The following is a 22,313-nucleotide window of genomic DNA, read 5'->3' as shown; positions in this document are numbered from 1 at the left end:
GCATGCGTCGCCGCGCTGGAATTTCCGGGTTCCGCCTTGTAGGGTAACCGCTCGCTTGTTTCCCATTTGTTTGCCGCGGGTTGCCGCATGCTGCTGCTGATCGATAACTATGACAGTTTCACCTACAACCTCGTCCATTTCCTCGGTGAACTGGGCGCGGAGATCGTGGTGAAACGTAATGACGCACTGACGGTCGCACAGGCGCTCGATCTGCGGCCCGACGGCATCGTGCTGTCTCCCGGTCCGTGCGATCCCGACCGCGCCGGCATCTGCCTGGACACCATCGCCGCCGCGGCCGAGCGGCGAATCCCGCTGATGGGCGTCTGCCTGGGTCATCAGGCGATAGGACAGGCCTTCGGCGGGCGGGTCATCCGCGCGCCCGCGCCGATGCACGGCAAGATAAGCATGATGAGCCACTCCGGCGAAAGCGTGCTGGCCGGCCTGCCCTCCCCCTTTCCCGCCACCCGCTATCATTCGCTGATCGTCGAGCGGGAAACGCTGCCGGACGTACTGAAGGTCACGGCGGAAAGCGAGGACGGGCTGATCATGGGCCTGATGCACCGCGACTTGCCGATCCATGGCGTGCAGTTCCATCCGGAGAGCATCGCCTCTGAACATGGTCACGAACTGCTGGCCAACTTCGTCCGGCTTACCGGTCCTGGCACCAGCACCCCATCGGAGCGCGCGGCATGACGGCCGATATGTCGGATATGAAGGCTATCCTGGCCGGCGTAGCCGCCGGTCGCCGGTTGAGCGAGGACGAGGCCGAACTCGCCTTCGACATCATCATGTCGGGCAACGCCACCCCGTCGCAGATGGGCGGCTTTCTGATGGCGCTGCGCGTGCGCGGCGAAACGATCGAGGAGATCACGGGGGCTGCCCGGACCATGCGGGCCAAGGCGGTGCCGATCGTGGCGCCTCCCGGCACGATCGATACCTGCGGCACCGGCGGCGATGCGTCCGGTACGTACAACATCTCGACGGCGACGGCTCTCGTGGTCGCGGCCTGCGGCGTACCGGTCGCCAAACACGGCAACCGCGCCGCGTCGAGCAAGTCGGGCGCAGCGGACGTATTGACGGCCCTGGGCGTCAACATCGAGTGCGAGATGACGCTGGTCCAGCGGGCGCTGGACGAGATCGGCATCTGTTTCCTGATGGCGCCGCGGCATCACACCGCCATGCGCAACGTCGCCGGCACGCGGGTCGAACTGGGCACCCGGACGATCTTCAACCTGATGGGGCCGCTGTCGAACCCGGCCGGCGCCAAGCGGCAGCTTCTTGGCGTCTTTTCCGAGGAATGGGTCGAGCCGCTGGCGCAGGTGCTGGCGCGGCTGGGATCGGAGACAGCCTGGGTCGTCCACGGTTCCGACGGGTTGGACGAATTGACGACAACAGGGCTTTCCCATGTGGCGCAGTTGAAGAACGGCCAAGTCACCCGGTTCGACCTCGATCCGGCCGATGCCGGGCTGAAGCCGTCCAATCCCGCCGACCTGAAGGGCGGCGACGCCGCGACCAATGCGGAAGCCTTGAACGCCGTCCTCGCCGGTTCGCTCGGCGCCTACCGGGACATCGTGCTGCTGAACAGCGCCGCCGCCCTACTGGTGGCGGGCAAGGCGGACGATATCAGGGACGCTGCCGATCTGGCACGGACGGCCATCGACGGCCGGGGTGCCAGAGCGGTGCTCGACCGGTTGATTAAGATGACCAACAGCGGAGACCCGGCATGAGCGATGTCCTTGACCGCATCTGCGCCGAGAAGCGAGTCCATGTCGCCGCCCGCCGCGCCGAGCGGAGCTTTGCCGAAGTCGACCGGGCGGCGCTGCGGGCCGATCCACCGCGCGGGTTCATCAAGGCGCTTCGCCGCAAGGTGGAGGCCGGAAGCTATGGCCTGATCGCAGAAATCAAGCGAGCTTCACCCAGCAAGGGATTGATTCGGGAAGATTTTCAGCCTGCCGCATTGGCGCGGGCATATCGGGACGGCGGCGCCGCATGCCTGTCCGTGCTGACTGATATCCCGTACTTCCAAGGGAATGACGCATTCCTGGTAGAGGCTCGCGCCGCCTGCGAATTACCGTGCCTTCGCAAGGACTTCATGCTTGATCCTTATCAAGTGGTCGAAGCGCGGGCGCTTGGCGCCGACTGCATCCTGCTGATCATGGCGGCTCTGGACGACCAGACCGCCAAGGAACTGGCGGAGGTCGCCGACCGCTACGGCATGGATGTCCTGGTGGAAGTCCATAACGGGGAAGAACTCGATCGCGCTCTTCAGCTTCCCTGTGAACTGATCGGTGTAAACAACCGAAATCTAAAGACTTTGGCCGTCGATATCGCCACGACGGAGCAGCTTGCAGCATGGCTTCCCGAAGGACGGATGCTGGTGAGCGAAAGCGGTCTCTATACGCCGGCCGACCTTGCCCGCATGGCGCAGGTCGGCGCCAAGTGCTTCCTGGTCGGTGAAAGCCTGATGCGGCAGCAGGACGTCGCCGAGGCGACCCGGTCTCTCCTGACACCGATGGCGGCCGAATGATGGAGAAGCCGACTGGAGGAGAAGCGGCCGCCGGGTTCACGCATTTCGACGCGGAAGGCCGCGCCGTCATGGTAGATGTCTCGGACAAGGACATCACGGAACGGACGGCGACCGCCCGGGGATCGGTGTTCATGAGGCCGGAAACGCTGGCCCTGATCATGTCCGGCGGCCTCAAGAAGGGAGACGTTCTCTCCGTCGCCCGGCTTGCCGGCATCATGGGGGCCAAGCGTACGCCCGACCTGATCCCACTATGCCATCCGCTGGCGCTTACGTCGGTCAAGGTCGACTTGACCTGCGATCCGGAACGCAACGCCGTCGACATCACGTCCACCTGCAAGCTGAAGGGCAGGACAGGTGTCGAGATGGAGGCGCTTACGGCGGTATCGGTCGCGGCATTAACCGTCTACGATATGTGCAAGGCGGTCGATCGCGGTATGACGATCGGCGATGTTAGTCTGCTCCACAAAGCGGGCGGCAAAAGCGGAGACTACGGGACAGCCCCATGATTCCAGTCGCCGAAGCCCTGAGCCGCGTCCTTTCCGCCTTCTCGCCGCTGCCGGCGGAACTGGTCGCGTTGCCCGACGCGCTGGGCCGGGTGACGGCCGAGGATATCCACGCACGCTTGTCCCAGCCGCCGGCGTCGATGTCGGCGATGGACGGGTATGCCGTCCGTGCCGAGGATGTGGCGCAGGCGCCCGCAATCCTGCGGCAAGTCGGCGAGGTTCAGGCCGGCAGCGCCTTCGACGGGCGGATCGGACCCGGGGAGACGGTGCGCATCTTCACGGGAGCGCCGCTCCCCGACGGTGCCGACAGCGTCGTGATCCAGGAAGACACGGAAGCCGAGGGAAACCGGATAACGGTTCTCCAAGCCGGTGTCCGTCACCGTCACGTCCGGTTCGCCGGCATCGACTTCCAGGCGGGGCAGATTGGCGTTCCGGCCGGGAAGCTTCTGACGGCTCGGGACGTCGGCCTTGCAGCCGCCATGAACGTGCCCTGGATCAGGGTTCATCGCCGGCCCCGCATCGCGATTCTCGCGACCGGCAACGAGGTCGTCCTGCCGGGCGACCCCGTCGGATCGAACCAGATCGTCAGTTCCAACGCGTTCGCGCTGTCGGCCCTGGTGACGGCTTTCGGCGGCGTGCCGTTCAACCTTGGCGTTGCTTTCGATACGCCGGAGTCGCTGGCGGAACTGACCGCCGGCGCTTGGAATGCCGACCTGCTCGTCACGTCGGGCGGCGCTTCGGCAGGCGAATACGATCTGGTCCGCAGCGTCCTGGGCGACCGGGGCATGGATCTGGATTTCTACAAGATCGCGATGCGGCCGGGCAAACCGCTGATGTTCGGCCGCCTGGGCGATGTTCCGGTGCTTGGACTGCCCGGCAATCCCGTTTCCAGCTATGTCTGTTCGGTCCTTTTCCTGCGCCCTGCCCTGCTCCGGATGCAGGGACTCGACCCTACGGAAACTCGCCTGAAGGCGCGCCTGGGGGTACCGGTCAAGCAAAACGACCAGCGCGAAGACTACATGAGGGCTACTCTAAGCCGCTCTCCGGCCGGCGAGTTGATCGCCCAGCCGTTCGAGTCGCAGGATAGTTCGCTGGTTTCGGTGCTTGCCCGGGCCGACTGCCTGATCGTCCGACCGCCTTTTGCGCCCGCGGCTTCCAAGGACGACATCGTGGAAATTCTTCCGCTGACGGGAGGTTCATTTAGTCTGTAGCTGGACCTTCCCCCTTTAAAAGAGTTAAATTTTTGATGGGGAATGCTTGACGCCTTACGTGAACCAAACTAGAACGTATGATAATGTTTGTGTTTTGTTCCGGACCGGGTGGTCACGCGCAGGGGGCGTAGATGCTGACACGTAAACAATACGAACTTCTGCTCTTCATCAACGACCGGCTGGGTGAAGGTGGAGTTTCGCCGTCCTTCGACGAAATGAAGGACGCTCTTGGCCTCAAGTCCAAGTCCGGCATCCACCGGCTGATTACCGGTCTTGAGGAACGCGGCTTCATCCGTCGTCTGCCTCATCGGGCGCGTGCGCTCGAAGTGCTGAAGCTGCCGGAGGGATCGGATGCTGGTAGCGGGCGCCAGCCGCGCGCCGCCGAGCGGGCCAAGTTCCAGCCCAACGTCATCAAGGGCGATTTCTCCGGCACGCTGGCCGGCCGGGAGGTCAACCATCAGGTGGAGGCGATCGAACTGCCGCTCTATGGCAGGATCGCCGCCGGTACGCCGATCGAGGCGCTGCGCGACAACAGCGCCATGATCAACGTCCCGTCCACGATGCTCCCGCCCGGCGATCACTACGCGCTCGAGGTTGCGGGCGACAGCATGGTGGAAGCCGGCATCCTTGACGGCGATACCGTCATCATCAACCGGTGCGAGGTGGCCGACAGCGGGTCGATCGTCGTGGCGCTGATCGATGAGCACGAGGTGACCTTGAAGCGTCTGCGCCGCAAGGGGCAGACGGTAGCGCTGGAGCCGGCGAACCCTGCCTTCGAAACCCGGATCTTCGGGGCCGACCGGGTGCGGGTTCAGGGACGCCTCGTCGGATTGCTGCGGCGTTACTGACGCGTCGGTTCGCAACGGGACCATTTGTCCGGTTTCGTTTACCGATGGCCTCTATAGTTCCCGATGACACCGCACGTCATGATTTGTGGGATTATCGGGGCCATCGATGGAGATCTTCAAGTTCTGGAAGCTCTACAAGAATCAGGTCGAGCCGGAGGTCAAAGGCTGGTTCTACGATCACGATCTGATCATGTTCTGGCTTCTGGACTTCATCCAGAAAGAGGCTGGCTGGCGCGGAGATCTTTGTGAGCTTGGGGTTTACGAGGGACGGTCGGCCATCGGCCTTGGAGCCTTGGCGCGACCGGGCGAATCGCTCTTCTGCTTCGACCTCTTCCATGAAGTCTCTCAGGCTGTCGTCGAAAGCAACATTCGCCGCTTTTGCCCTGATCTTGACGGCAGGCTGGGCTGCATACAGCGTGACCTCCCCTCGATGCGGGCCGTGCCTCCCGAGGTTGCGCCGGGCAGCTTGAGATTTCTCCACATCGACGCCGTTCACGATCATCCCGGCGTCCTCAACGATCTGCGGAACTTCGCTCCGCTGCTGACTCCCGAAGCCGTCATCGTGCTCGACGACTGCTTCGACCCGGATTGGCCAGGCGTCGCGACCGCCATGACGGAGTTCTGCCTGTCGGAGATGGGGCGACACATCCGGCCCTTCTCGGCGTCGAGATCCAAGATGTACCTGTGCGCCCGTCCCCTGGTCGAGGTCTATCAGCGATGCATCGTCGCCAGCCGCCACATCGACAACATGTCCTTCGAACGGGTGCTCGACGGGTCGGTTCTTCGCTGTTTCACCCACTACCCAGTGCTGCACGACGACCTGTTGCGGGTCCTGGATGCCGGCGACGGTGCCCGATAACGGTCACCCGGGCACCGCGACAGCTCCCGTCATCAGGGTACGCGCCGTCCTGAAGACGACGGCGCTGTCGGCGATCCAGCCGCCGTCGTACCGGATCTCCGACCCGACGGAAACGACGCCGGACGGATTGCCGACCCGGATTTCACCATCCGCCGCCGGTGGCGACGCCAGCAAGTTGGGCACCGTCCCCTCTATCCGGCACGCGACGCCGACGCACATGGCTCCGGTCAGGGTCACGGCCCGATGCGCCCGCTCCATCGACAGCATCCTGACTCCGATCTCGTGGGTTGCCGGTTCGAACGCCTCGCCGTCCAGGGTCCTGAACAGCGTCGGCTGAACGACCATCGCGATCTTCGGATTGGACAGGCCGACGGCATCCGGGGTGGCGGCCAGACCCATCATGACCCCAGCCTGCCTGCGGATCCGGTCGAGCTTGGCCATCAATCCCGGAACGGCTTCGATCTCGTCCGGCGATTCCGTGCCTTCGATGCTCAGGTCGGATGCCCGCACATAGACGACCGGGTTGCTGGCGTCGATCAGGGAGACTTCCATCTCGCCGACGCCATCGACCGTGATCCTGTCCACGACATTGCCGGTCGGCAGCAGGCCGGGAGTGACGGTGCCGCCGGGATCCAGGAAGTCCAGCCTGATGCGGGCGGCGGTTCCGGCGACGCCGGCGATGGCGAAGTCCCCCTTGGTCACCGCCTTGCCGTCCTTCACGTCGAAGCGGGCATGGATGATCTTGCGGGTGTTGGTGTTGTGGATGCGAACCAGCACCTCGCCGTCGGCAGCCTCGACCAGTCCGGTATCGACCGCGAAGGGGCCGACCACGGAAGAAAGGTTTCCGCAGTTGGCGCCGTAGTCCACTAGGGGGCGGTCGACGACGACTTGGCCGAATGTGTAATCGACATCGGCGTCGGGGTGGGTGGACGGTCCGATGATCGCCACCTTGGACAGCGAAGAGATGCCGCCGCCCATGCCGTTGAGCTGCCTTCCATACGGGTCCGGCGTGCCGAGCACGTCCAGGAACAGCCGGTCCCGCTCGGCCCGATCGGCCGGCAGGTCCCGTTCGTGGAAGACGACGCCCTTGCTGGAACCGCCGCGCATGAAGACGGCGGGGACGAATTTCTGGCTCATGGTGCTTCCTTGCTGATTTCGGCCACCTGATCGCGCCAGACGAACGGCAGGATGCCGCCATGACGCCACCATGCCAGTTCATCTTCGGTTTCGATGCGCAGCGTCAGGGGGATGGTTGTCCGGTTGCCGTCGGCGCGGTTGATGACGCAGGTGATCGAGGCGCGGACGCCGAGTTCGGTCGCCAGATCCGGCAGATCGAAAGTTTCCGTGCCGTCGATCGCCAGCCCGTCCGCCGTCGTCTCGCTTGGGAAGACGAGCGGCAGGATGCCCATGCCGATCAGGTTGGTGCGGTGGATGCGCTCGAAGCTTTCGGCGATCACGGCGCGGACGCCCAGCAGCGCTACGCCCTTGGCCGCCCAGTCACGTGACGAGCCGCAGCCGTAGTTGCGCCCGGCAACGATGACCAGGGGAACTCCGCGCCGGCCATACTCGAGCGCCGCGTCGAAGATCGGCAGGTCCGTGCCGTCCGGCAGCAGCCTCGTCATAGCTCCTTCCACACCCGGAACGATTTTGTTACGGAGCCGGATGTTTGCGAAGGTCGCCCGCACCGCGACCTCGTGATTGCCGCGCCGCGTCCCGTAAGAGTTGAAGTCGGCCGGCTTGACGCCGCGATCTGTCAGGAACCGCGCGGCCGGGGAGCCGGCGACGATGGCACCCGACGGCGACAGGTGGTCGGTGGTGATGCTGTCGCCCAACACGGCTAGCGGCCGCATTCGGGCTACCGGACCAACCGCCGGGATTTCCCGCGACAATAAGTCGAAATATGGCGGGCAGCGGACATAGGTACTGGCGGGATCCCAGGCGAAGCGGTCGCCCGCTTCACCGCCCAGTTTCTCCCACGTCTCGTCACCGTCGAACAGGTCGGCATATTTGCTGCGGAACAGGTCCGGCCCATAGGCGGAGTCGATGATCGCGACGATCTCCTCGGTATCCGGCCAGATGTCCTTCAGGGTGACCGGAAGCCCGTCATCGCCCATGCCAAGCGGGCCGGTCGAGATATCGGCCGTCATCGCCCCGGCCAGCGCATGGGCGATGACCAGGGCCGGCGAGGCCAGATAGGCAGCCCTGACGTTGGGATGGATGCGGCCTTCGAAATTGCGGTTGCCCGACAGCACGGCGGCCGCCACCAGCTTGCCGGCTTCGATCGCTTCCGCCATGGGCTTCGGGATCGGACCGGACATGCCATTGCACGTGGTGCAGCCGAATCCGACGACATGGAAGCCCAGCGCGTCGAGCGACGTCTGGAGACCCGTCCGCTCGAGTACCGCCGCGACGACCTGACTGCCGGGCGCCAGCGAGGTCTTGACCCACGGCTTGACCGTCAATCCCTTGGCAACGGCGTTGCGGGCCAGCAGTCCGGCCGCGATCATGTTGAAGGGGTTGGACGTGTTCGTGCAACTCGTGATCGCCGCGATCACGATGGCGCCGTCGGTCAACTCGAAGGATGCGCCGTCGACCGGCATTTTCCGGTCGGAAACCGGCCTGCCGCTGAGCTTCTCGTGATGCTCGCAGAAGGCCGTCGCGGCCTTGCCGAGATCGATGCGATCCTCCGGGTTCCACGGCCCCGCGATCGACGGGCGGATGCTTGCCAGATCCAGCGTCACGATCTGGTCGAACTCGGGCGCCGTGGTTGCCTCGTCGCGCCACAATCCCTGCGCCCTGGCATAGGCTTCGACCAGTTGGACCTGCTCCTCCGGGCGGCCGGTGAGCCGGAGGTAATCGCGCGCGCGCCAGTCCAGGGGGAAGAAGACGCAGGTGGCGCCGTATTCGGGCGCCATGTTGGCGATCGTGCCCCGGGTCGCGACCTGAAGCGCATCCAGGCCCGGCCCGAAGAACTCGACGAACTTCCCGACGACGCCGAGCGCGCGGAGCTTCTCCGTTATCGTCAGCACGAGGTCGGTCGGCGTGGTTCCCTCCGGCAGGTTGCCGCTGACCTCGACCCCGACGACTTCCGGGACCGGCAGCGACACCGGCTTGCCCAGCATGACGGCCTCGGCCTCGATCCCGCCGACGCCCCAGCCGAGCACGCTCAAACCGTTTATCATCGTAGAATGGCTGTCTGTGCCGACCAGCGTGTCCGGATATGCCACGATTCCCGCAGGCGTTTCGTCGATCCAGACAACCTTGGCCAGATGTTCGAGGTTGATCTGGTGCATGATGCCCTTGCCCGGCGGCACGACCCGAAGCTGGTCGAAGCTGCGCTGGCACCACCGCAAAAAGCTGAAGCGCTCCGCGTTCCGCTCATATTCGAGTGCGAGATTGGTTTGCCGGGCTTCGGGAGTGGCCGAAACATCGACTCTCAGCGAATGGTCGATCACCAGATCGGCGGGCACCTTGGGATTGACCGAGCGGGGATCGCCCCCGGCGGAGGCGACGGCATCGCGAAGCGCCGCGAGATCGACCAGAACGGGAACGCCGAGAAGATCCTGTAGAAAAACGCGTGCCGGATAGAAGGTCAAGCCGGCGCCGATACGACGCTCCGCGAGCGCTTGCAACTCACCCGGAGACGACCGGCCATCGGCGACTTGGCGCAACAGATTCTCAAGAAGAACGCGGAGGCTGAACGGCAGCCGGGCAAGCCCGTCGAAGCCCTGTACCGGAACATGGAGATAGCTCCTGTCTGCCACCTCCAGTTGCTTGTACTCTCCCATATTTTCCAACTCGAGAGAGTGTGACATCACATTGGACACCTTATGAGTTGCATTATTAGCGATAATGTATTAGATTTGTAAGAAAGACAATATCTAAGGAACCATTTTATGGGACATGCGACAGCGGATCTCGTCGACGCCTATGAGGAAACGCTCCAGGTCTGCGATCTACAGTTCCGAGACCTCGGCGGGCGCACGCGCTTTCATGGAATCATCCGCACGGTCCGCTGCAACCAGGACAACCTGCTGGTCAAGTCCGTGCTGTCGGAGCCGGGACACGGCCATGTCCTCGTGATAGACGGCGGCGGTTCGCTCCATTCGGCCCTTGTCGGCGACGTGGTGGCCGGTCTTGGGGTCAGCAACGGCTGGTCCGGCATCGTCGTGAACGGCGCGATCCGTGACTCCGCGGCCATGTCCGGCCTCGACTTCGGCGTCAAGGCGCTGGGGACCAACCCACGCAAGAGCACGAAGACCGGAGCCGGGGCCGTCGACCAGCCCGTCGGATTCGGTGGGGTCGTCTTCACACCCGGCCATAGTCTCTACGCGGACGAGGACGGCATCGTCGTCCGGGCCGAACCGGTCTGACCCCTGGACCTCGTTCCGAGGTCACGTCACTTACCTTTCGAGGAAACGACCATGAAGCGGTTTGTCGCAGTCCTTTGTGCGATGGCTTTCGTCACGTTCCCTTGGTCGTTGCCGGCGAAAGCCGACACCGCCCGCATAATGGTCCCTGCCTCGGCCGGCGGCGGCTGGGACGGCACGGCGCGGCAGACCATCCTGGCCTTGCAGCAGTCCGGCCTGTTCATGGGTGGAACGCAGTTCACCAACAAGGGCGGCGCCGGCGGAACGATCGGGCTCGCGGAGTTTATCCGGACCGGCAAGCGCGACGACAACGCCTTGATGTTCATGGGCGCCATCATGGTGAGCAGCATCATCACCTCGAAGTCGCCGGTTTCGCTCGATGGCACGACCCCGCTCGCGCGGCTGACCAACGAATACGACGCCGTCGCGGTGCCGACGTCGTCGGAGATCCGGACCCCGGCCGATCTGGTCGAGGCGCTGAGGAAGAGCCCGGGCGCCCTGGCCGTCGGTGGCGGATCGCTGGGTGGCGTCGATCACGTGGCACTGGCGCTGATCGCCCGCGAAGCCGGAGTTGCCGCCGGCAAGCTCAACTACATCCCGTTTCCGGGCGGCGGCGACGTCGTCACCGCCGTTGCCGGCGGCAAGGTGAAGGCGGCGATCTCCGGCGCATCGGAGTTGAAGCCGCTGGCCGACGCCGGCCGCGTGCGCATCATCGCCGTCACGGGGCCGGAGCGGCTCAAGGGCATCGACGCGCCTACACTCAAGGAAGCCGGCATCGACGTCGTGATAGGGAACTGGCGCGGCGTCGTCGGGTCGCCGGGCATGTCCGAGGCTGCCCACGCGGCCTGGCTGGAGCGGTTCGACAAGCTTGCCGCCGGCGAGGTGTGGAAGCAGACGCTGGAGCGGCAGGGCTGGGAAGACGCCTATCTCTCCGGCGACGCCTTCGTGGCTTTCCTGACGGCCGAAAAATCCAGGTGGAAGGCTATCCTGAAGGATGTCGGCCTCGCCTATTGAGCAGCCGGTCGCTTGACGGCTGGTCGAAGCCGGGCAGTGCATCCGCGCCACAGGGAAAGGCAGCATCTATGTCAGGATCGAAGACGCGTCCGTGGTGGCTGGGGCTTGGCACCACGGGTCTTGGAGGGATCTGGCTCAACGGCGCGCTCTCGCTGGACATCGTGGCGAAATATGGCGGCATCGGCCCCGGCCTGTTCGTCGGGCTGGTCGGCGCAGGCCTGGTGCTGCTCGGCATCGTCCTGACCATCAGGATCGGACTGGGGGAACGCTTCGAGCCCCAGGCGACCGAAGACATGACGCCCGACGCGCCGTTCTCGCTGAGCGGCTTCCTCCTGGCGACGACGGCCGCGGCCGTGCCGCTGGCTACCATGCAGCCCATCGGCTTCCCAGTCACGGCGGCGCTGGTCTTCGCCTTGGTCGCGCGCGCCTTCGGCGCCCGCCGCATCCTTCACGATGTGGCCTTCGGCCTGATCCTGGGGAGCGCCTGCTGGTATGGCTTCAGGAGCCTCGGCGTGGGACTTGGCGGCTTTCTTCCCCTGCTGGGCTGGTGAACGGCGCATGGACGCATTGCCATCATTGTTAGCCGGCTTCGCCGTAGCCCTCCAGCCGATCAACCTGATGTGGGCGCTGGTCGGCACCGTCCTCGGCACGGCGATCGGCATCCTGCCCGGCATCGGTCCGGCCCTGACCATAGCGTTGCTGTTGCCGGTAACGGCCCAGGTAGCCCCTGAATCGGCGCTGATCATGTTCGCGGGAATCCTGTACGGTGCGATGTATGGCGGGTCGACCACATCGATCCTGATCAATACGCCCGGCGAGAGCGGATCGATGATGACCGCGCTGGAAGGCAACCAGATGGCGCGCCGGGGCCGGGGCGCCGCCGCCCTCGCGACGGCGGCAATCGGTTCATTCGTGGCCGGAACGATCGGGACCGTCGGCTTGACCTTCCTGGCTCCGACCATCGCCGAACTGGCGTTCGTCTTCGGACCGGAGGATTACTTCGCCCTGATGGTGCTTGCGTTCACGTCCGTGTCCGTCGTCATGGGCACTTCCCGGCTCAGGGGCTTCATCGCGCTGTTCATCGGCCTTGCTCTCGGCGTCGTCGGCATCGACGGACAGACCGCGCAGGCGCGCATGGTGTTCGGCTCGCCGGAGCTGTTCGACGGCATACAGATCACCATCGTCCTGGTCTCGCTGTTCGCCATCGGTGAGACGATCTATGTCGCGAGCCGCTATCAAGCCGAGGCGCCAAGCATCAATCCACTTGCCGGCGGCATCCACATGACGGCGGAAGACTGGCGTCGGTCCTGGAAGCCGTGGCTGCGGGGAACGGCGATCGGCTTTCCCATCGGTGCCCTGCCCGCCGGCGGCGCCGAGATCCCGACCTTCCTGTCCTATACGCTGGAACGCCGGCTCGCCGAAAAGCCGGAGGAGTTCGGCCACGGCGCCATCGAAGGTGTCGCCGGACCCGAGGCCGCCAACAATGCCGCCGCAGCCGGCGTGCTCGTCCCGCTGCTGACGCTGGGGCTGCCGACATCGTCGACGGCCGCGATCCTGCTGGCGGCATTTCAGAACTACGGCCTACAGCCCGGTCCGATGCTGTTCATCAACAATGCGCAGCTGGTCTGGGGCCTGATCGCGTCGCTCTATGTCGGCAACGTCATGCTGCTGGTGCTCAACCTGCCGCTGGTCGGACTTTGGGTGAGGCTGCTGCTGATCCCCCGTCCCTATCTCTATGCCGGTATTATGGTCTTCTCGCTGGTCGGCATCTGGGGACTGGCGACATCGTGGATGGACCTTCTGCTGATGTTCGTGATCGGGCTGGCCGGCTACGTGATGAGAGTCTACGACTTTCCCGTCGCACCCGTCCTGATCGGCCTCATCCTCGGCCCGATGGCGGAAACCCAACTGCGCCGCGCCTTGTCGATCGGCCAGGGAGATCCGGTCACCCTCGTCTCGACGCCGATCTCGGCGACGCTGCTGGCGGTCTCGCTGGTCGTCCTGATCCTGCCGGCCCTGATGCGTCTGTTAGGACCGAAGGTGTCGGCGGCATGACGCTACGGTCGATACGGCCAACGCGATGGATTTTAGAACTTTCCTTGAATCCCCTTGCGTCGGCGTCCGTGCTTGCCGACACAATGACTGGCTTCCAGCAACCCGCCAGCCAAGGGGCCGATTCCTGCGCGATGCCGCTCATCCCCTGCACAGAACCCGCGGATCGATCCGTGCGCGATATCGCTTTCCTGCTGTTCCCCAAGTTCTCGATGATGGCGTTCACCTGTGCCGTGGAGCCTCTTCGGGTCGCCAATCACCTGATGGGGAGACCTTGCTACCGGTGGTCCACCGTCTCGGCCGAGGGCGGAACGGTGGTCGCGAGCAACGGGATGGCGCTGGTGACGGACCGGCGGCTGAGCGATGTGGAAAACGCCGATATGATGATCCTGTGTGCCGGCTTCGATCCGCAGGAGTCGTTCAGCGATGCGATGGCGGTGCCGCTCCGCCGGCTGGACCGGCAGGGCTCTATCCTAGGAGCCATCGACAGCGGCAGCCTGCTGCTCGCCCGCTCTGGTCTGTTGGACGGCCATGCCGCGACGACTCACTGGGAATGCCTTGACAGCTTGGCGGAGCAGTATCCCGAAGTCGACGTCCAGCCTTCGATCTTCGTCATCGACCGGCGCCGGCTGACCTGCGCCGGCGGCACCGCGGCATTGGACATGATGCTTCACCTGATCCGCATCGAATGCGGCCACCGGGTCGCCGTGGCCGTCTCGGAACAGTTCATCCATTCGACCATCCGCGAGGCGCGATCCAGCCAGCGCGCCGACATGCCGCAACGGCTCGGCGTCTGTCATCCCAAGCTGATGCGCGCCGTTCAGTCGATGGAGCAGAACTTGGAGGAACCCCTGACGGTCAATGCCCTGGCCGAGCGAGCCGGGTTGTCGGTCCGCCAGATGGAGCGGCTGTTCCATTCCACGCTCGGCCAGTCGCCGGCAAGCTATTACCTGTGGCTGCGGGTCGAGCGGGCGCGGTCATTGGTGCTCTACTCGGATCATTCCCTGTCGGAGATCGCGGTCGCCTGCGGCTTCGGCAGCTACGAGGGCTTTTCCCGGGCATACCGGCGCCACGCCGGAACCAGTCCCAGCAAGGACAGGACGACGGCGCAACTTCAGCCCACTCCCGGCGCCGCCTCCCTCAGGATGGAGGTTTGAGCAAGGCTGCCCGGAGCGCCCGCGCGCCATCCTCCAGCGCCTCGGCAGCGGTCGGGACCAGCCGGCTCCAATGCAGGAAGCCGTGCAGGACTCCGTCATAGATGCAAAGTTCGGCGCGTCCTCTCGCCCTTGCCACGGCATCGGCCAGCGCCAGACTGTCGTCGAGCAGCGGGTCGAGCGCCGCTGCCCCGATGAAGGCGGGCGGCAGGCCGGCGAGTTCGCACGACAATAGATCCGAGGCAGCCGATTCGGGGTCTGCGCCAACGCCTCGATAGCAGGTATCGTAGAACCGCAGTTCAGCTGGGGTGAGACCGTAGGCGTCATCGGCGAACCTGCGTCGCGACGCGGAATCCCGGAGACCGTAGAGGCCGTAGTACAGCAGCATGAACCTGATAAGACCCGGCCGCCGCTCACGTAGGCGCAGCGTTGCCGCCAGCGCCAGATGGGCGCCTGCGGAATCGCCGCCGATGCTTACGCGCTCGGGGTCGATGCCATAGGCCAGCGGAGCCTCGGCAAGGGCGAGGACCGCCTGCTCGACTGCGACGACCGCTTCGGGGTGCCGGTGCTCGGGGGACAGCGGGTAGTCCACACCTACGACCACCATGCCAGACCGGCGGCAAAGCTGCCGCATGATCCGGTCGTGGCTGTCAAGCGATCCCACGACGAAGCCGCCGCCATGGAGATAGACGAGCGCCGGCAGTGCTGGATCGCTCGACGGCCGGTAGACCCTGACGCCCATGGAACATCGGTCCAGGCGAAGGACATCGTTCGTGACCGAAGCGAGATCGATGACCGGCTCGTTCCACCGTGCCCGCCCGGCTTCATAAGCCGACCGCATCGCCGCAACGTCGTCACTCGCGGCGGGTACCGGCCCGGCGCTTATCGCCAGCGCTTCGGAAACTCCGGATGCCAGCTCATCGTCGGGCAGCGGCGTCACGAAGAGAGGCCGAGCGCCGTCTTGACGGCGGGCAGGCCGGGCTTGCCGTCGAAGGTCGTGACGTCGGCCAGCCAGCCATCCAGCACCTGCGGATTACCGCGCATCCACTGCTCGACCGCCTTCTTCGGGTCCATCTTGTCGTTCAGGATCATGACCATCATCTCGTTCTCCATCGGAATCGAGAACACGAGCTGCTTGAGGAAGTTGCCCAGGTTCGGACAGGTCTGGACCAGCCCCGCTTTGGTCAGGGTACGGACGGTGGCGCTGCCCCGGTTGGGGCCGAAATACTCCTCCCCGCCGTCCAGATAGCCCATCGGCAGCTTCACGTTCATCGGGTGAGGCGCCCATCCCAGGAACACCGCCCATTCCTTGCGCCGCACCGCGCGGTCGACGGAGGCGAGCATCGCGGCCTCGCTGGATTCCATCAGCTTCCAGCCGCCCAGGCCATAGGCGTTATCCGCGATCATCTTCTGGATCTTCGCGTTGGCGGAGGAGCCGGGCTCGATGCTGTTGATGGTGCGGTTGAACTTGTCCGCGTGCTTTTCAAGGTCGGCAAAGGTCTTCACACCCGCGTCGGCGGCCTCCTTGTTGACCGCCAGCGTCGTGGTGGCACCTTCCAGGTTGACCACGGCGATGTCGATCTGGCCGCCGTCGATGTATTTGCGGGTCATCTCTTCCTGTGCCGGCATCCAGTTGCCCAGGAAGGCGTCGATATTCTTCGAGCGCAGTCCCTCGATCGACACGGCGACCGAAAGGTTGACGACATTGGGCTGATATCCCAGCGCCGACAGGATGACGGACGCGGTGGTCGTGGTGGACGTAATGTCGGTCCAGCCCGGATCGGACATCCGGACCGCCTTGCACTCGGCGGGATCGGCAGCCGAAGCCGAGGCGGACCACAGGGAAGCGCTGCACAAGGCGATACCGGCGGCGGCCATCAGGCGGGCGGTTCTCAAAGACATGGTCAATCTCCCTGTTATGGTTGGTTGTGGAGGTTCAAGGGCCGTCCGGCTGCCACCGTTTCGGCATGACGGGACAATCGTTTCCAGTCCTGCCGCAAAGCCGCTTGATCGTGTCGAACACGACCGGATCGAACGCCATGGCGCGCGGCCCCGGCTTGCCGACCGACAGCAGCACCAGTTCCGTCCGGGCAACCGGGCCTTCCGTATCGAGGCGTTCTCGGGTCCAGTACATCGCGTGCTGGACCAGCATGCGCTTACGATCGGCCGCGGCGATCCAGGTGCTGATCTCCACCTCCTCGCCGCAGGCGACCTCGCGCAGATAAAGTATCCGGGCATCCACCGTGTAGACTGACCGGCCGGTCTTTGTGCGGAAGCCTTCGTCCATGCCGATGGCGTCGAGCAGTGCATCCGTCGCGTGGCCGAAGATCAGCACGTAATAGGCTTCGCTGAGATGACCGTTGTAGTCGACCCACTCCGGAGCCACCCGGGCGCGGTAAAGGCGGAGCGGCCCTTCCCCGGTCATGCCGTTACCGGATCGGGGGATTCCGCCCGCCGCTCGTGCCTCATGGGTGCCAGCGCCTCGATCAGGCGGATCAGGCAGTCGTCGCGCCAGCGCTCCAGCTCCTTGATGCTGCGTCCGTCGGCCTGAACAGCGGTTCCCTCGACCATGCGGTCGCGCAGTTCGCGCGTAAGCTCGGGTGCGACAAGCTTGGTCCAGGGCAGTTTCAGCGCCGGGCCGAACTGATCCAGCATATGGGCCATGCCGCCTTCGCCGCCGGCGAGATGAAAGGTCAGACAGGTTCCCATGAAGGCATAGCGCAAGCCGGGACCGTAGACGATGGCGTCGTCGATATCCTCCGTGGTGGCGATGCCCTCGTTGACCAAGTGCAAGGCCTCGCGCCACAGCGCCTCCTGGAGCCGGTCGGACAGATAGCCCTCGATCTCCTTCCGCATCCTCAGCGGACGCATCCCGATCGAGCGATAGAAGGCGGAAGCCCGCTCCACCGCGTCGGCCGCCGTGCGCTCCCCGGGGACGATCTCGACCAGTGGAAGCAGATAGACCGGATTGAAGGGATGGCCGATGACCACCCGCTCCGGATGGCGGCAATCCGCCTGAATCCGAGACGGAAGCAACCCGGAGGAACTTGAGGCGATGATGACTTCGCCACCGCAGTCGGCGTCGATTTCCGCCAGCAAGCGGCGTTTCAGGTCCTCGCGCTCGGGCGCGTTCTCCTGGATGAAGTCGGCGGCCGTAGCGACCTCGGCGACCGACCCCGCGAAGCGGAGGCGTTCCCGGTCCGCTCCCGGACCGAGACCCATCCGTTCGAGCGCCGGCCAGGCATTGTCGACCGCGGTCCGCAACGCCGGCTCACCGTCAGGGGCGGGATCGTACGCGATGATGTCCAGGCCGTGGGCAAGGGCGCGCGCGGCCCATCCGCTGCCGATGACGCCGCCGCCGATCAGGCCCAAGGTGCGGATCGTTGAAGAAGTGGACATTTGCTGGATTTTCCCCAAGGTGCGATTAGCGGCCGGGAGCTTTCAAGCCCAGGATCTCCCGAGCCTCGCCCGGACCGGCCACGCCGGAGCCGAGCGCCTCGACGATTGTGACGGCGCGTTCGACCAGACCGCCGTTGCTGGCTGGAACGCCGCGGTCCAGATACAGGTTGTCCTCGAGCCCGACGCGGACATTGCCGCCGAGCAGGACCGCCTGTGCTACCATCGGCATCTGCATCCTGCCGATGCCGAAACCCGCCCACACGCTGTTCGCCGGCAGCATGTCGCGGAGCGCCAGCATCATGCGCGGCTCCGGCGGCATGCCCCAGGGAATGCCGAGGCAGAACTGGAACAGGGGTGGTGCGTCCAGCAAGCCTTCTTCGATCATCCGCTTGGCGAACCACAGGTTGCCGGTATCGAAGATCTCAAGTTCCGGCTTGACCCCGAGGCGTTGAATGATCGCCGCTTGCCGGCGCAGAATGTCGGGGGTCGAGACATAGACCAGCGACCCGTCGCCGAAGTTCAGCGAACCGCAATCCAGCGTGCAGATCTCGGGCAATAGTTCGGCCACATGGGCCGCACGGGCTTCGGCTCCGACAAGATCGGTATCGGAGCCGAAGCGGGCCGGTTCATGGTCGGGACCGATGAACAGGTCGCCGCCCATGCCGGCGGTCAGGTTGACGATGACGTCGCTCCCGCTCGACCGGATGCGCTCCATCACTTCGCGGTAGAGTGCGACGTCGCGGCAGGGTTTTCCGGTTTCCGGATCGCGGACATGGATATGGGCGACGGCGGCGCCGGCCGATGCCGCTTCCAGCGCCGCTTCGGCGATCTGTTTCGGAGTGACCGGGATGGCGGGATGCTTGCCCACGGTATCGCCGGCGCCCGTGACCGCGCAAGTTATGATGACGCGGCGGTTGATCTCGGTGGAATTGGCCATGGCTGATCCCGCTGCTGAGCTTTGCTGAGTATCCGGACCGGGTTCGAGTCCCGGTTTCGACGATCAGTTTGCTGCAACGGCGGACGGCCACTTGACCGGAACCGTCATTCCCATGACCGGATGCGACATGATGCGAATATGATGGGGCGTATGCCAACGGGATCGGAGCTTGTGCCGCCTCAGCCCTTGCCCGGCTTCTTCCGGGTGCGCCCACGCTGCCCGACGGCTTCACCTTCCTTCCGCTGGACGAACAGCCGTCCCGCCTGCATCGCAGCCGCACGGCTGATGTAGTTCCCGCAGTCGAACCGCTGCCCGTCGAACGTCACTGCCAAAGTGAATTTCTGAGGGCCGGCTTCATCGATCTGGATGGTTGCTGAAGGATTCTTCATGGTGACGTAGCTATACCATCTCGCCCGGGCGTCCGCACCTCGGGAACGGCTCGACAAGGGCATCGCTGCGGCCGGATCGGCTGAACGTACGGCCGCGACGCTATCTCAAGTTCCCCAAAAGTCGTTCCGCGGCCCTTTGGTCGGCTGAGTACGCCCCTTCGGCAAACCACGTGCACATCGGCTCCAAAAGTGCGCGGGCGCTCTCACGGCGCCCGCGACCGTCCAGCAGGGCGGCAAGGTCGATCGCCGCGCGTAGTTCCCATGCCCGCGCGCCCTGACTGCGGCTCAGCTCGAGCGATCGGCTGAAGTGGATCTCTGCCTCGTCGGGATCGGAGAACGGCACCGCAAGCAGGAAATTGCCCTTAACGCGCAGCAGTTCCGGCAAGTAACACGAATTGCCCTTCGTTTCGGCATCCCGGATCGCGTCGTCGAGCAACTCGAGGCAGTCGGCGAAGCGCCACGCCTTCATCAATCCTTCGATAAGCGAAATGGTGAAGTGCGTGGTCAGCATTTCATAAGGCGCCGCGTGGAATACGCGCAGGCAGTCGCCAAGATCCTCGATGCCGCGAACCGCGTCCCCTCCGCGGATCGCCAGTTCCGCTTTGAAGCCATGTCCGACCGCAAGATAAGGTCCCAGTGAATGCGATTCGGCGCGCGCGATCAGTAGGTCGACATGCTCCTCGGCAGCCTTGATTTCGCCGGTCCAGATGAATACCGAGATTGCCCAGATCAACGCAATGGACAGGGTCAGGGAATGGCCCATGTCTGCCGCATCCCTGATCGTCCGCCGCGCCTGCGCCACCGCCTGCTCCGGAAGACCCTGCAGCCACAGCGTCCGCGCCAGGATCGCACCGGCAAGAATTTCGCATTCGAAGCCGATGTATATCGTCGTCGTCCGCCGAGAGCGCCAGGCATGGCGTAGAGCTGCCTCCAACTCCGCGCGGGCGTTGCCGTGGTCGCCCTCGAAATGCAGCGAGATGCCAAGCAACGACCTTGCCAGCGTGCTCGCGACCGGCTCTTCCAGCACGACCGCGGCGGCGGCGCAGCGCCTTGCATAGCTCAGAGCCGTGTTGAAATCTCCGACGCGCAGGTGGAACATCTGTAGCGGCGCCAGCACCTGAAGCTCTTCGAACGTATCGCCGGCCGCTTCGGCCAGCGCATGGCTTCTGTTCAGTGCCGCCCCCGCTGCATCCTTTCCCCCGCGCATGAACATCAGGGACACGCCCAGCGCGGCCTGAAGCTTCATTTCCTCGTGTCCAGCGCGGTCGGAACTCTCCAGCGAGCGGATCGCGCGATCCGACCAGCGATGACATTCGGGAAGCAGAGACAGCACCAGGAAAGCGGGAGCAGCGGCGGCGGCGATCCCGACGCCGGTTTGCGCGTCGCCGCCGGGGCCGAAAGACCAATCGAGAGCAGCGCGAACATTGTTGAGAGCAGCGAAATGGGACATCCGTTCGCTGCCGCTTGGAACAACGCGCCACCCGGCGCCGCTCCTTTCGAGCCATTGCCTGAAGTAGAGCGCATGACGTGCGGCGAGATCGGCACGATTACCCTCGTCGACGCCGATCTGGAGCGCAAAGGCGCGGGTCGTGTCAAGCAGCCGATAGCGCATCATCGCACCCGCAGGACGGACCGCGACCATCGACTTGGCGACCAGGCTGTCGATCGCGCTGAAGACGGACGCTTGGTCGACGGTGGCGTCCGTCACCACCGCCAATGCTGCCTCGATGGTGAAATCGCCGACGAAGACGGAGAGCCTGCGAAGCACCATGCGCTCGCTAGCCGACAGCAGCCCGTAGCTCCACTCCAGCGCCGCGCGCAGGGTCTTATGGCGTGGAGGGGCATTGCGTGATCCTGCCCATAGCAGGGCAAGGCTCTGATCGAGCAGTGCCGCTGTTTGTTCCAGGCCATAAGCCTCGACCCGCCTCGCCACCAGCTCGATTGCCAAGGCAACCCCGTCGAGCCTGCGGCAGATGGCGGCGACGATCGCAGCGCTGCCATCGTCGGCATCCGGTGCGGCACCGCTTGCCGTAGCGCGCTCGATGAAAAGCCGGGTCGCGGGGAACATCCGAGCGACCGCCGCCGTGACTTCGGAGCCTTCCGGCGGAAAGGCCAGCGGTGGCAATCTGTAGATTCGCTCGCCCTCGACCTGAAGAGCCTCTCTGCTGGTCGCGAGAATATGGACGCCCTGCGCCGCATCGAAGACCTGCGATGCCAGTGCAGCCGCCGCATCGATCAGATGCTCGCATGTATCCAGGATCAGGAGGATCCGCTTGTCGCGGAGAAAGGCGATCAAGCCGGGGGTAGGATCGTCGGACTGGACAGAGAGGCCGAGCATCGAGGCGATGGCGGTGGGTACCAGACCGGGATCGCTCAGCACTCCGAGGTCGATGAAGTGCACTGCGCCGGCGAAGGACCCGGCCAGTTCATACCCCGCTTCGATGGCGACCGTGGTCTTGCCGACACCGCCGGTGCCCACGATGGTCACGAACCGATGAGCCATCAGCTGCCCCGACACTGCTGCGACATCGTCGGCGCGGCCGATCATCCGGATGGGGCGGTTCGGCATCTGGGCATGCGCAAAGCTGGAAACATCCGCCGCAGGTCCGTCGTAGTGCTCCTCCGGCCGTGAGACCGGGGCCACGAAGCAATACCCTCGACCGTTCAAGGTGGCGATGTATCGTGCGCCGCCCCGCCCATCGCCAAGCGCCTTGCGCAGACCGGCGATCTGAAACCGCAGACTGCCTTCCTCGACCGTGACATCGGGCCAGACCTGAGCCATCAGGTCTTTCTTGCTGATGATTTCGTTGGGATGGGACGCCAATGCGATCAGGATGTCGATGGCACGCGCCCCCAGTTCCACCGGCGCGGTTCCCCGCATCAGGAGCCGCTCGCCCGGAGCCAGGGTGAAGGGACCGAACGCGATCCGGCTTTGGAACCGTGTCGTCATCGGCTCCATGACGCCCCTTTCCTTCGCGGCAACCCGCCTGGGCACCATCTGGCAGGAGCTAACGGCGCATAACAACACATAACGGGCGCTTCAGGCGGTT

At 65.0% G+C, this 22,313-nt stretch carries 21 protein-coding genes; 12 read left to right on the top strand and 9 right to left on the bottom strand.

Annotated features, from left to right (window positions below):
* Positions 1-87 precede the first annotated feature (87 nt).
* From N826_RS20920 to N826_RS20890, 7 genes are all read left to right on the top strand, one after another.
* Positions 88-693 (top strand): anthranilate synthase component II, encoded by a 606-nt coding sequence (locus tag N826_RS20920; protein ID WP_044432017.1) that lies wholly within the window; start codon positions 88-90, stop codon positions 691-693.
* Positions 690-1,727, top strand: a complete 1,038-nt coding sequence (gene trpD / locus N826_RS20915; protein ID WP_044432016.1) for an anthranilate phosphoribosyltransferase — start codon at positions 690-692, stop codon at positions 1,725-1,727. The genes N826_RS20920 and trpD overlap by 4 nt, the downstream gene beginning before the upstream one ends.
* A complete protein-coding gene (trpC, locus tag N826_RS20910; RefSeq protein WP_044432014.1) occupies positions 1,724-2,527 on the top strand; it encodes an indole-3-glycerol phosphate synthase TrpC in 804 nt (267 codons plus the stop codon). The genes trpD and trpC overlap by 4 nt, the downstream gene beginning before the upstream one ends.
* Complete coding sequence (gene moaC / locus N826_RS20905; RefSeq protein WP_044432149.1) at positions 2,527-3,033, top strand: cyclic pyranopterin monophosphate synthase MoaC; 507 nt, start codon at positions 2,527-2,529, stop codon at positions 3,031-3,033. The genes trpC and moaC overlap by 1 nt, the downstream gene beginning before the upstream one ends.
* Positions 3,030-4,241 (top strand): molybdopterin molybdotransferase MoeA, encoded by a 1,212-nt coding sequence (locus tag N826_RS20900; protein WP_044432012.1) that lies wholly within the window; start codon positions 3,030-3,032, stop codon positions 4,239-4,241. Before moaC ends, N826_RS20900 begins: the two co-directional genes overlap by 4 nt.
* Positions 4,242-4,372: 131 nt before the next feature.
* Positions 4,373-5,089 (top strand): transcriptional repressor LexA, encoded by a 717-nt coding sequence (lexA, locus tag N826_RS20895; protein WP_044432011.1) that lies wholly within the window; start codon positions 4,373-4,375, stop codon positions 5,087-5,089.
* A gap of 106 nt (positions 5,090-5,195) precedes the next feature.
* Positions 5,196-5,948: a class I SAM-dependent methyltransferase gene (locus N826_RS20890; RefSeq protein ID WP_044432010.1), complete on the top strand. Its 753-nt coding sequence runs from the start codon at positions 5,196-5,198 to the stop codon at positions 5,946-5,948.
* Positions 5,949-5,951: 3 nt separating this feature from the next.
* On the opposite strand, the gene N826_RS20885 is transcribed toward N826_RS20890, so the two are convergent.
* Positions 5,952-7,085 (bottom strand): 2-methylaconitate cis-trans isomerase PrpF family protein, encoded by a 1,134-nt coding sequence (locus tag N826_RS20885; protein ID WP_044432008.1) that lies wholly within the window; start codon positions 7,083-7,085, stop codon positions 5,952-5,954.
* The gene (gene acnA / locus N826_RS20880; protein WP_044432006.1) at positions 7,082-9,763 is read right to left on the bottom strand and encodes an aconitate hydratase AcnA; all 2,682 of its coding nucleotides are present in this window, start codon (positions 9,761-9,763) and stop codon (positions 7,082-7,084) included. The genes N826_RS20885 and acnA overlap by 4 nt, the downstream gene beginning before the upstream one ends.
* An 81-nt stretch (positions 9,764-9,844) precedes the next feature.
* Between acnA and rraA the strand changes: the two genes are divergently transcribed.
* The 5 genes from rraA (at position 9,845) to N826_RS20855 (ending at position 14,541) form a co-directional block, all read left to right on the top strand.
* Entirely contained in the window at positions 9,845-10,321 is a 477-nt protein-coding gene (gene rraA, locus N826_RS20875; protein ID WP_044432004.1) for a ribonuclease E activity regulator RraA, read from the top strand.
* 51 nt (positions 10,322-10,372) lie between these two features.
* Positions 10,373-11,332 carry a Bug family tripartite tricarboxylate transporter substrate binding protein gene (locus N826_RS20870; RefSeq protein ID WP_044432003.1) on the top strand — a complete coding sequence of 320 codons (960 nt, stop codon included), beginning with the start codon at positions 10,373-10,375 and terminating at the stop codon, positions 11,330-11,332.
* A 68-nt stretch (positions 11,333-11,400) separates the two neighbouring features.
* Positions 11,401-11,883 (top strand): tripartite tricarboxylate transporter TctB family protein, encoded by a 483-nt coding sequence (locus tag N826_RS20865; RefSeq protein ID WP_044432002.1) that lies wholly within the window; start codon positions 11,401-11,403, stop codon positions 11,881-11,883.
* 7 nt (positions 11,884-11,890) lie between these two features.
* Complete coding sequence (locus N826_RS20860; RefSeq protein WP_044432000.1) at positions 11,891-13,387, top strand: tripartite tricarboxylate transporter permease; 1,497 nt, start codon at positions 11,891-11,893, stop codon at positions 13,385-13,387.
* Positions 13,388-13,557: 170 nt separating this feature from the next.
* On the top strand, positions 13,558-14,541 hold the full coding sequence (locus tag N826_RS20855; protein ID WP_052831706.1) for a GlxA family transcriptional regulator: 984 nt from the start codon (positions 13,558-13,560) through the stop codon (positions 14,539-14,541).
* Here N826_RS20855 and N826_RS20850 read toward each other — a convergent pair.
* The 7 genes from N826_RS20850 to N826_RS20820 form a co-directional block, all read right to left on the bottom strand.
* On the bottom strand, positions 14,525-15,478 hold the full coding sequence (locus N826_RS20850) for an alpha/beta hydrolase fold domain-containing protein (protein WP_052831704.1): 954 nt from the start codon (positions 15,476-15,478) through the stop codon (positions 14,525-14,527). The genes N826_RS20855 and N826_RS20850 overlap by 17 nt on opposite strands.
* Positions 15,475-16,440 (bottom strand): choline ABC transporter substrate-binding protein, encoded by a 966-nt coding sequence (gene choX / locus N826_RS20845; protein WP_044431999.1) that lies wholly within the window; start codon positions 16,438-16,440, stop codon positions 15,475-15,477. Before choX ends, N826_RS20850 begins: the two co-directional genes overlap by 4 nt.
* Before the next feature lie 34 nt (positions 16,441-16,474).
* Complete coding sequence (locus N826_RS20840) at positions 16,475-16,963, bottom strand: thioesterase family protein (protein ID WP_052831702.1); 489 nt, start codon at positions 16,961-16,963, stop codon at positions 16,475-16,477.
* Positions 16,960-17,937 carry an L-carnitine dehydrogenase gene (locus tag N826_RS20835; RefSeq protein ID WP_044431997.1) on the bottom strand — a complete coding sequence of 326 codons (978 nt, stop codon included), beginning with the start codon at positions 17,935-17,937 and terminating at the stop codon, positions 16,960-16,962. The genes N826_RS20840 and N826_RS20835 overlap by 4 nt, the downstream gene beginning before the upstream one ends.
* Before the next feature lie 25 nt (positions 17,938-17,962).
* Positions 17,963-18,874: a 3-dehydrocarnitine:acetyl-CoA trimethylamine transferase CdhC gene (cdhC, locus tag N826_RS20830; protein ID WP_244619649.1), complete on the bottom strand. Its 912-nt coding sequence runs from the start codon at positions 18,872-18,874 to the stop codon at positions 17,963-17,965.
* Between the two features lie 179 nt (positions 18,875-19,053).
* Positions 19,054-19,263 carry a hypothetical protein gene (locus N826_RS20825; RefSeq protein ID WP_044431996.1) on the bottom strand — a complete coding sequence of 70 codons (210 nt, stop codon included), beginning with the start codon at positions 19,261-19,263 and terminating at the stop codon, positions 19,054-19,056.
* A gap of 100 nt (positions 19,264-19,363) precedes the next feature.
* On the bottom strand, positions 19,364-22,222 hold the full coding sequence (locus tag N826_RS20820; protein WP_044431995.1) for an ATP-binding protein: 2,859 nt from the start codon (positions 22,220-22,222) through the stop codon (positions 19,364-19,366).
* Positions 22,223-22,313 lie beyond the last annotated feature (91 nt).

This window comes from Skermanella aerolata KACC 11604, from assembly GCF_000936425.1.
Lineage (GTDB): Bacteria > Pseudomonadota > Alphaproteobacteria > Azospirillales > Azospirillaceae > Skermanella > Skermanella aerolata.
Note: the sequence above shows the minus strand (reverse complement) of the source record. Positions and strands in the feature narration are given on the sequence as shown.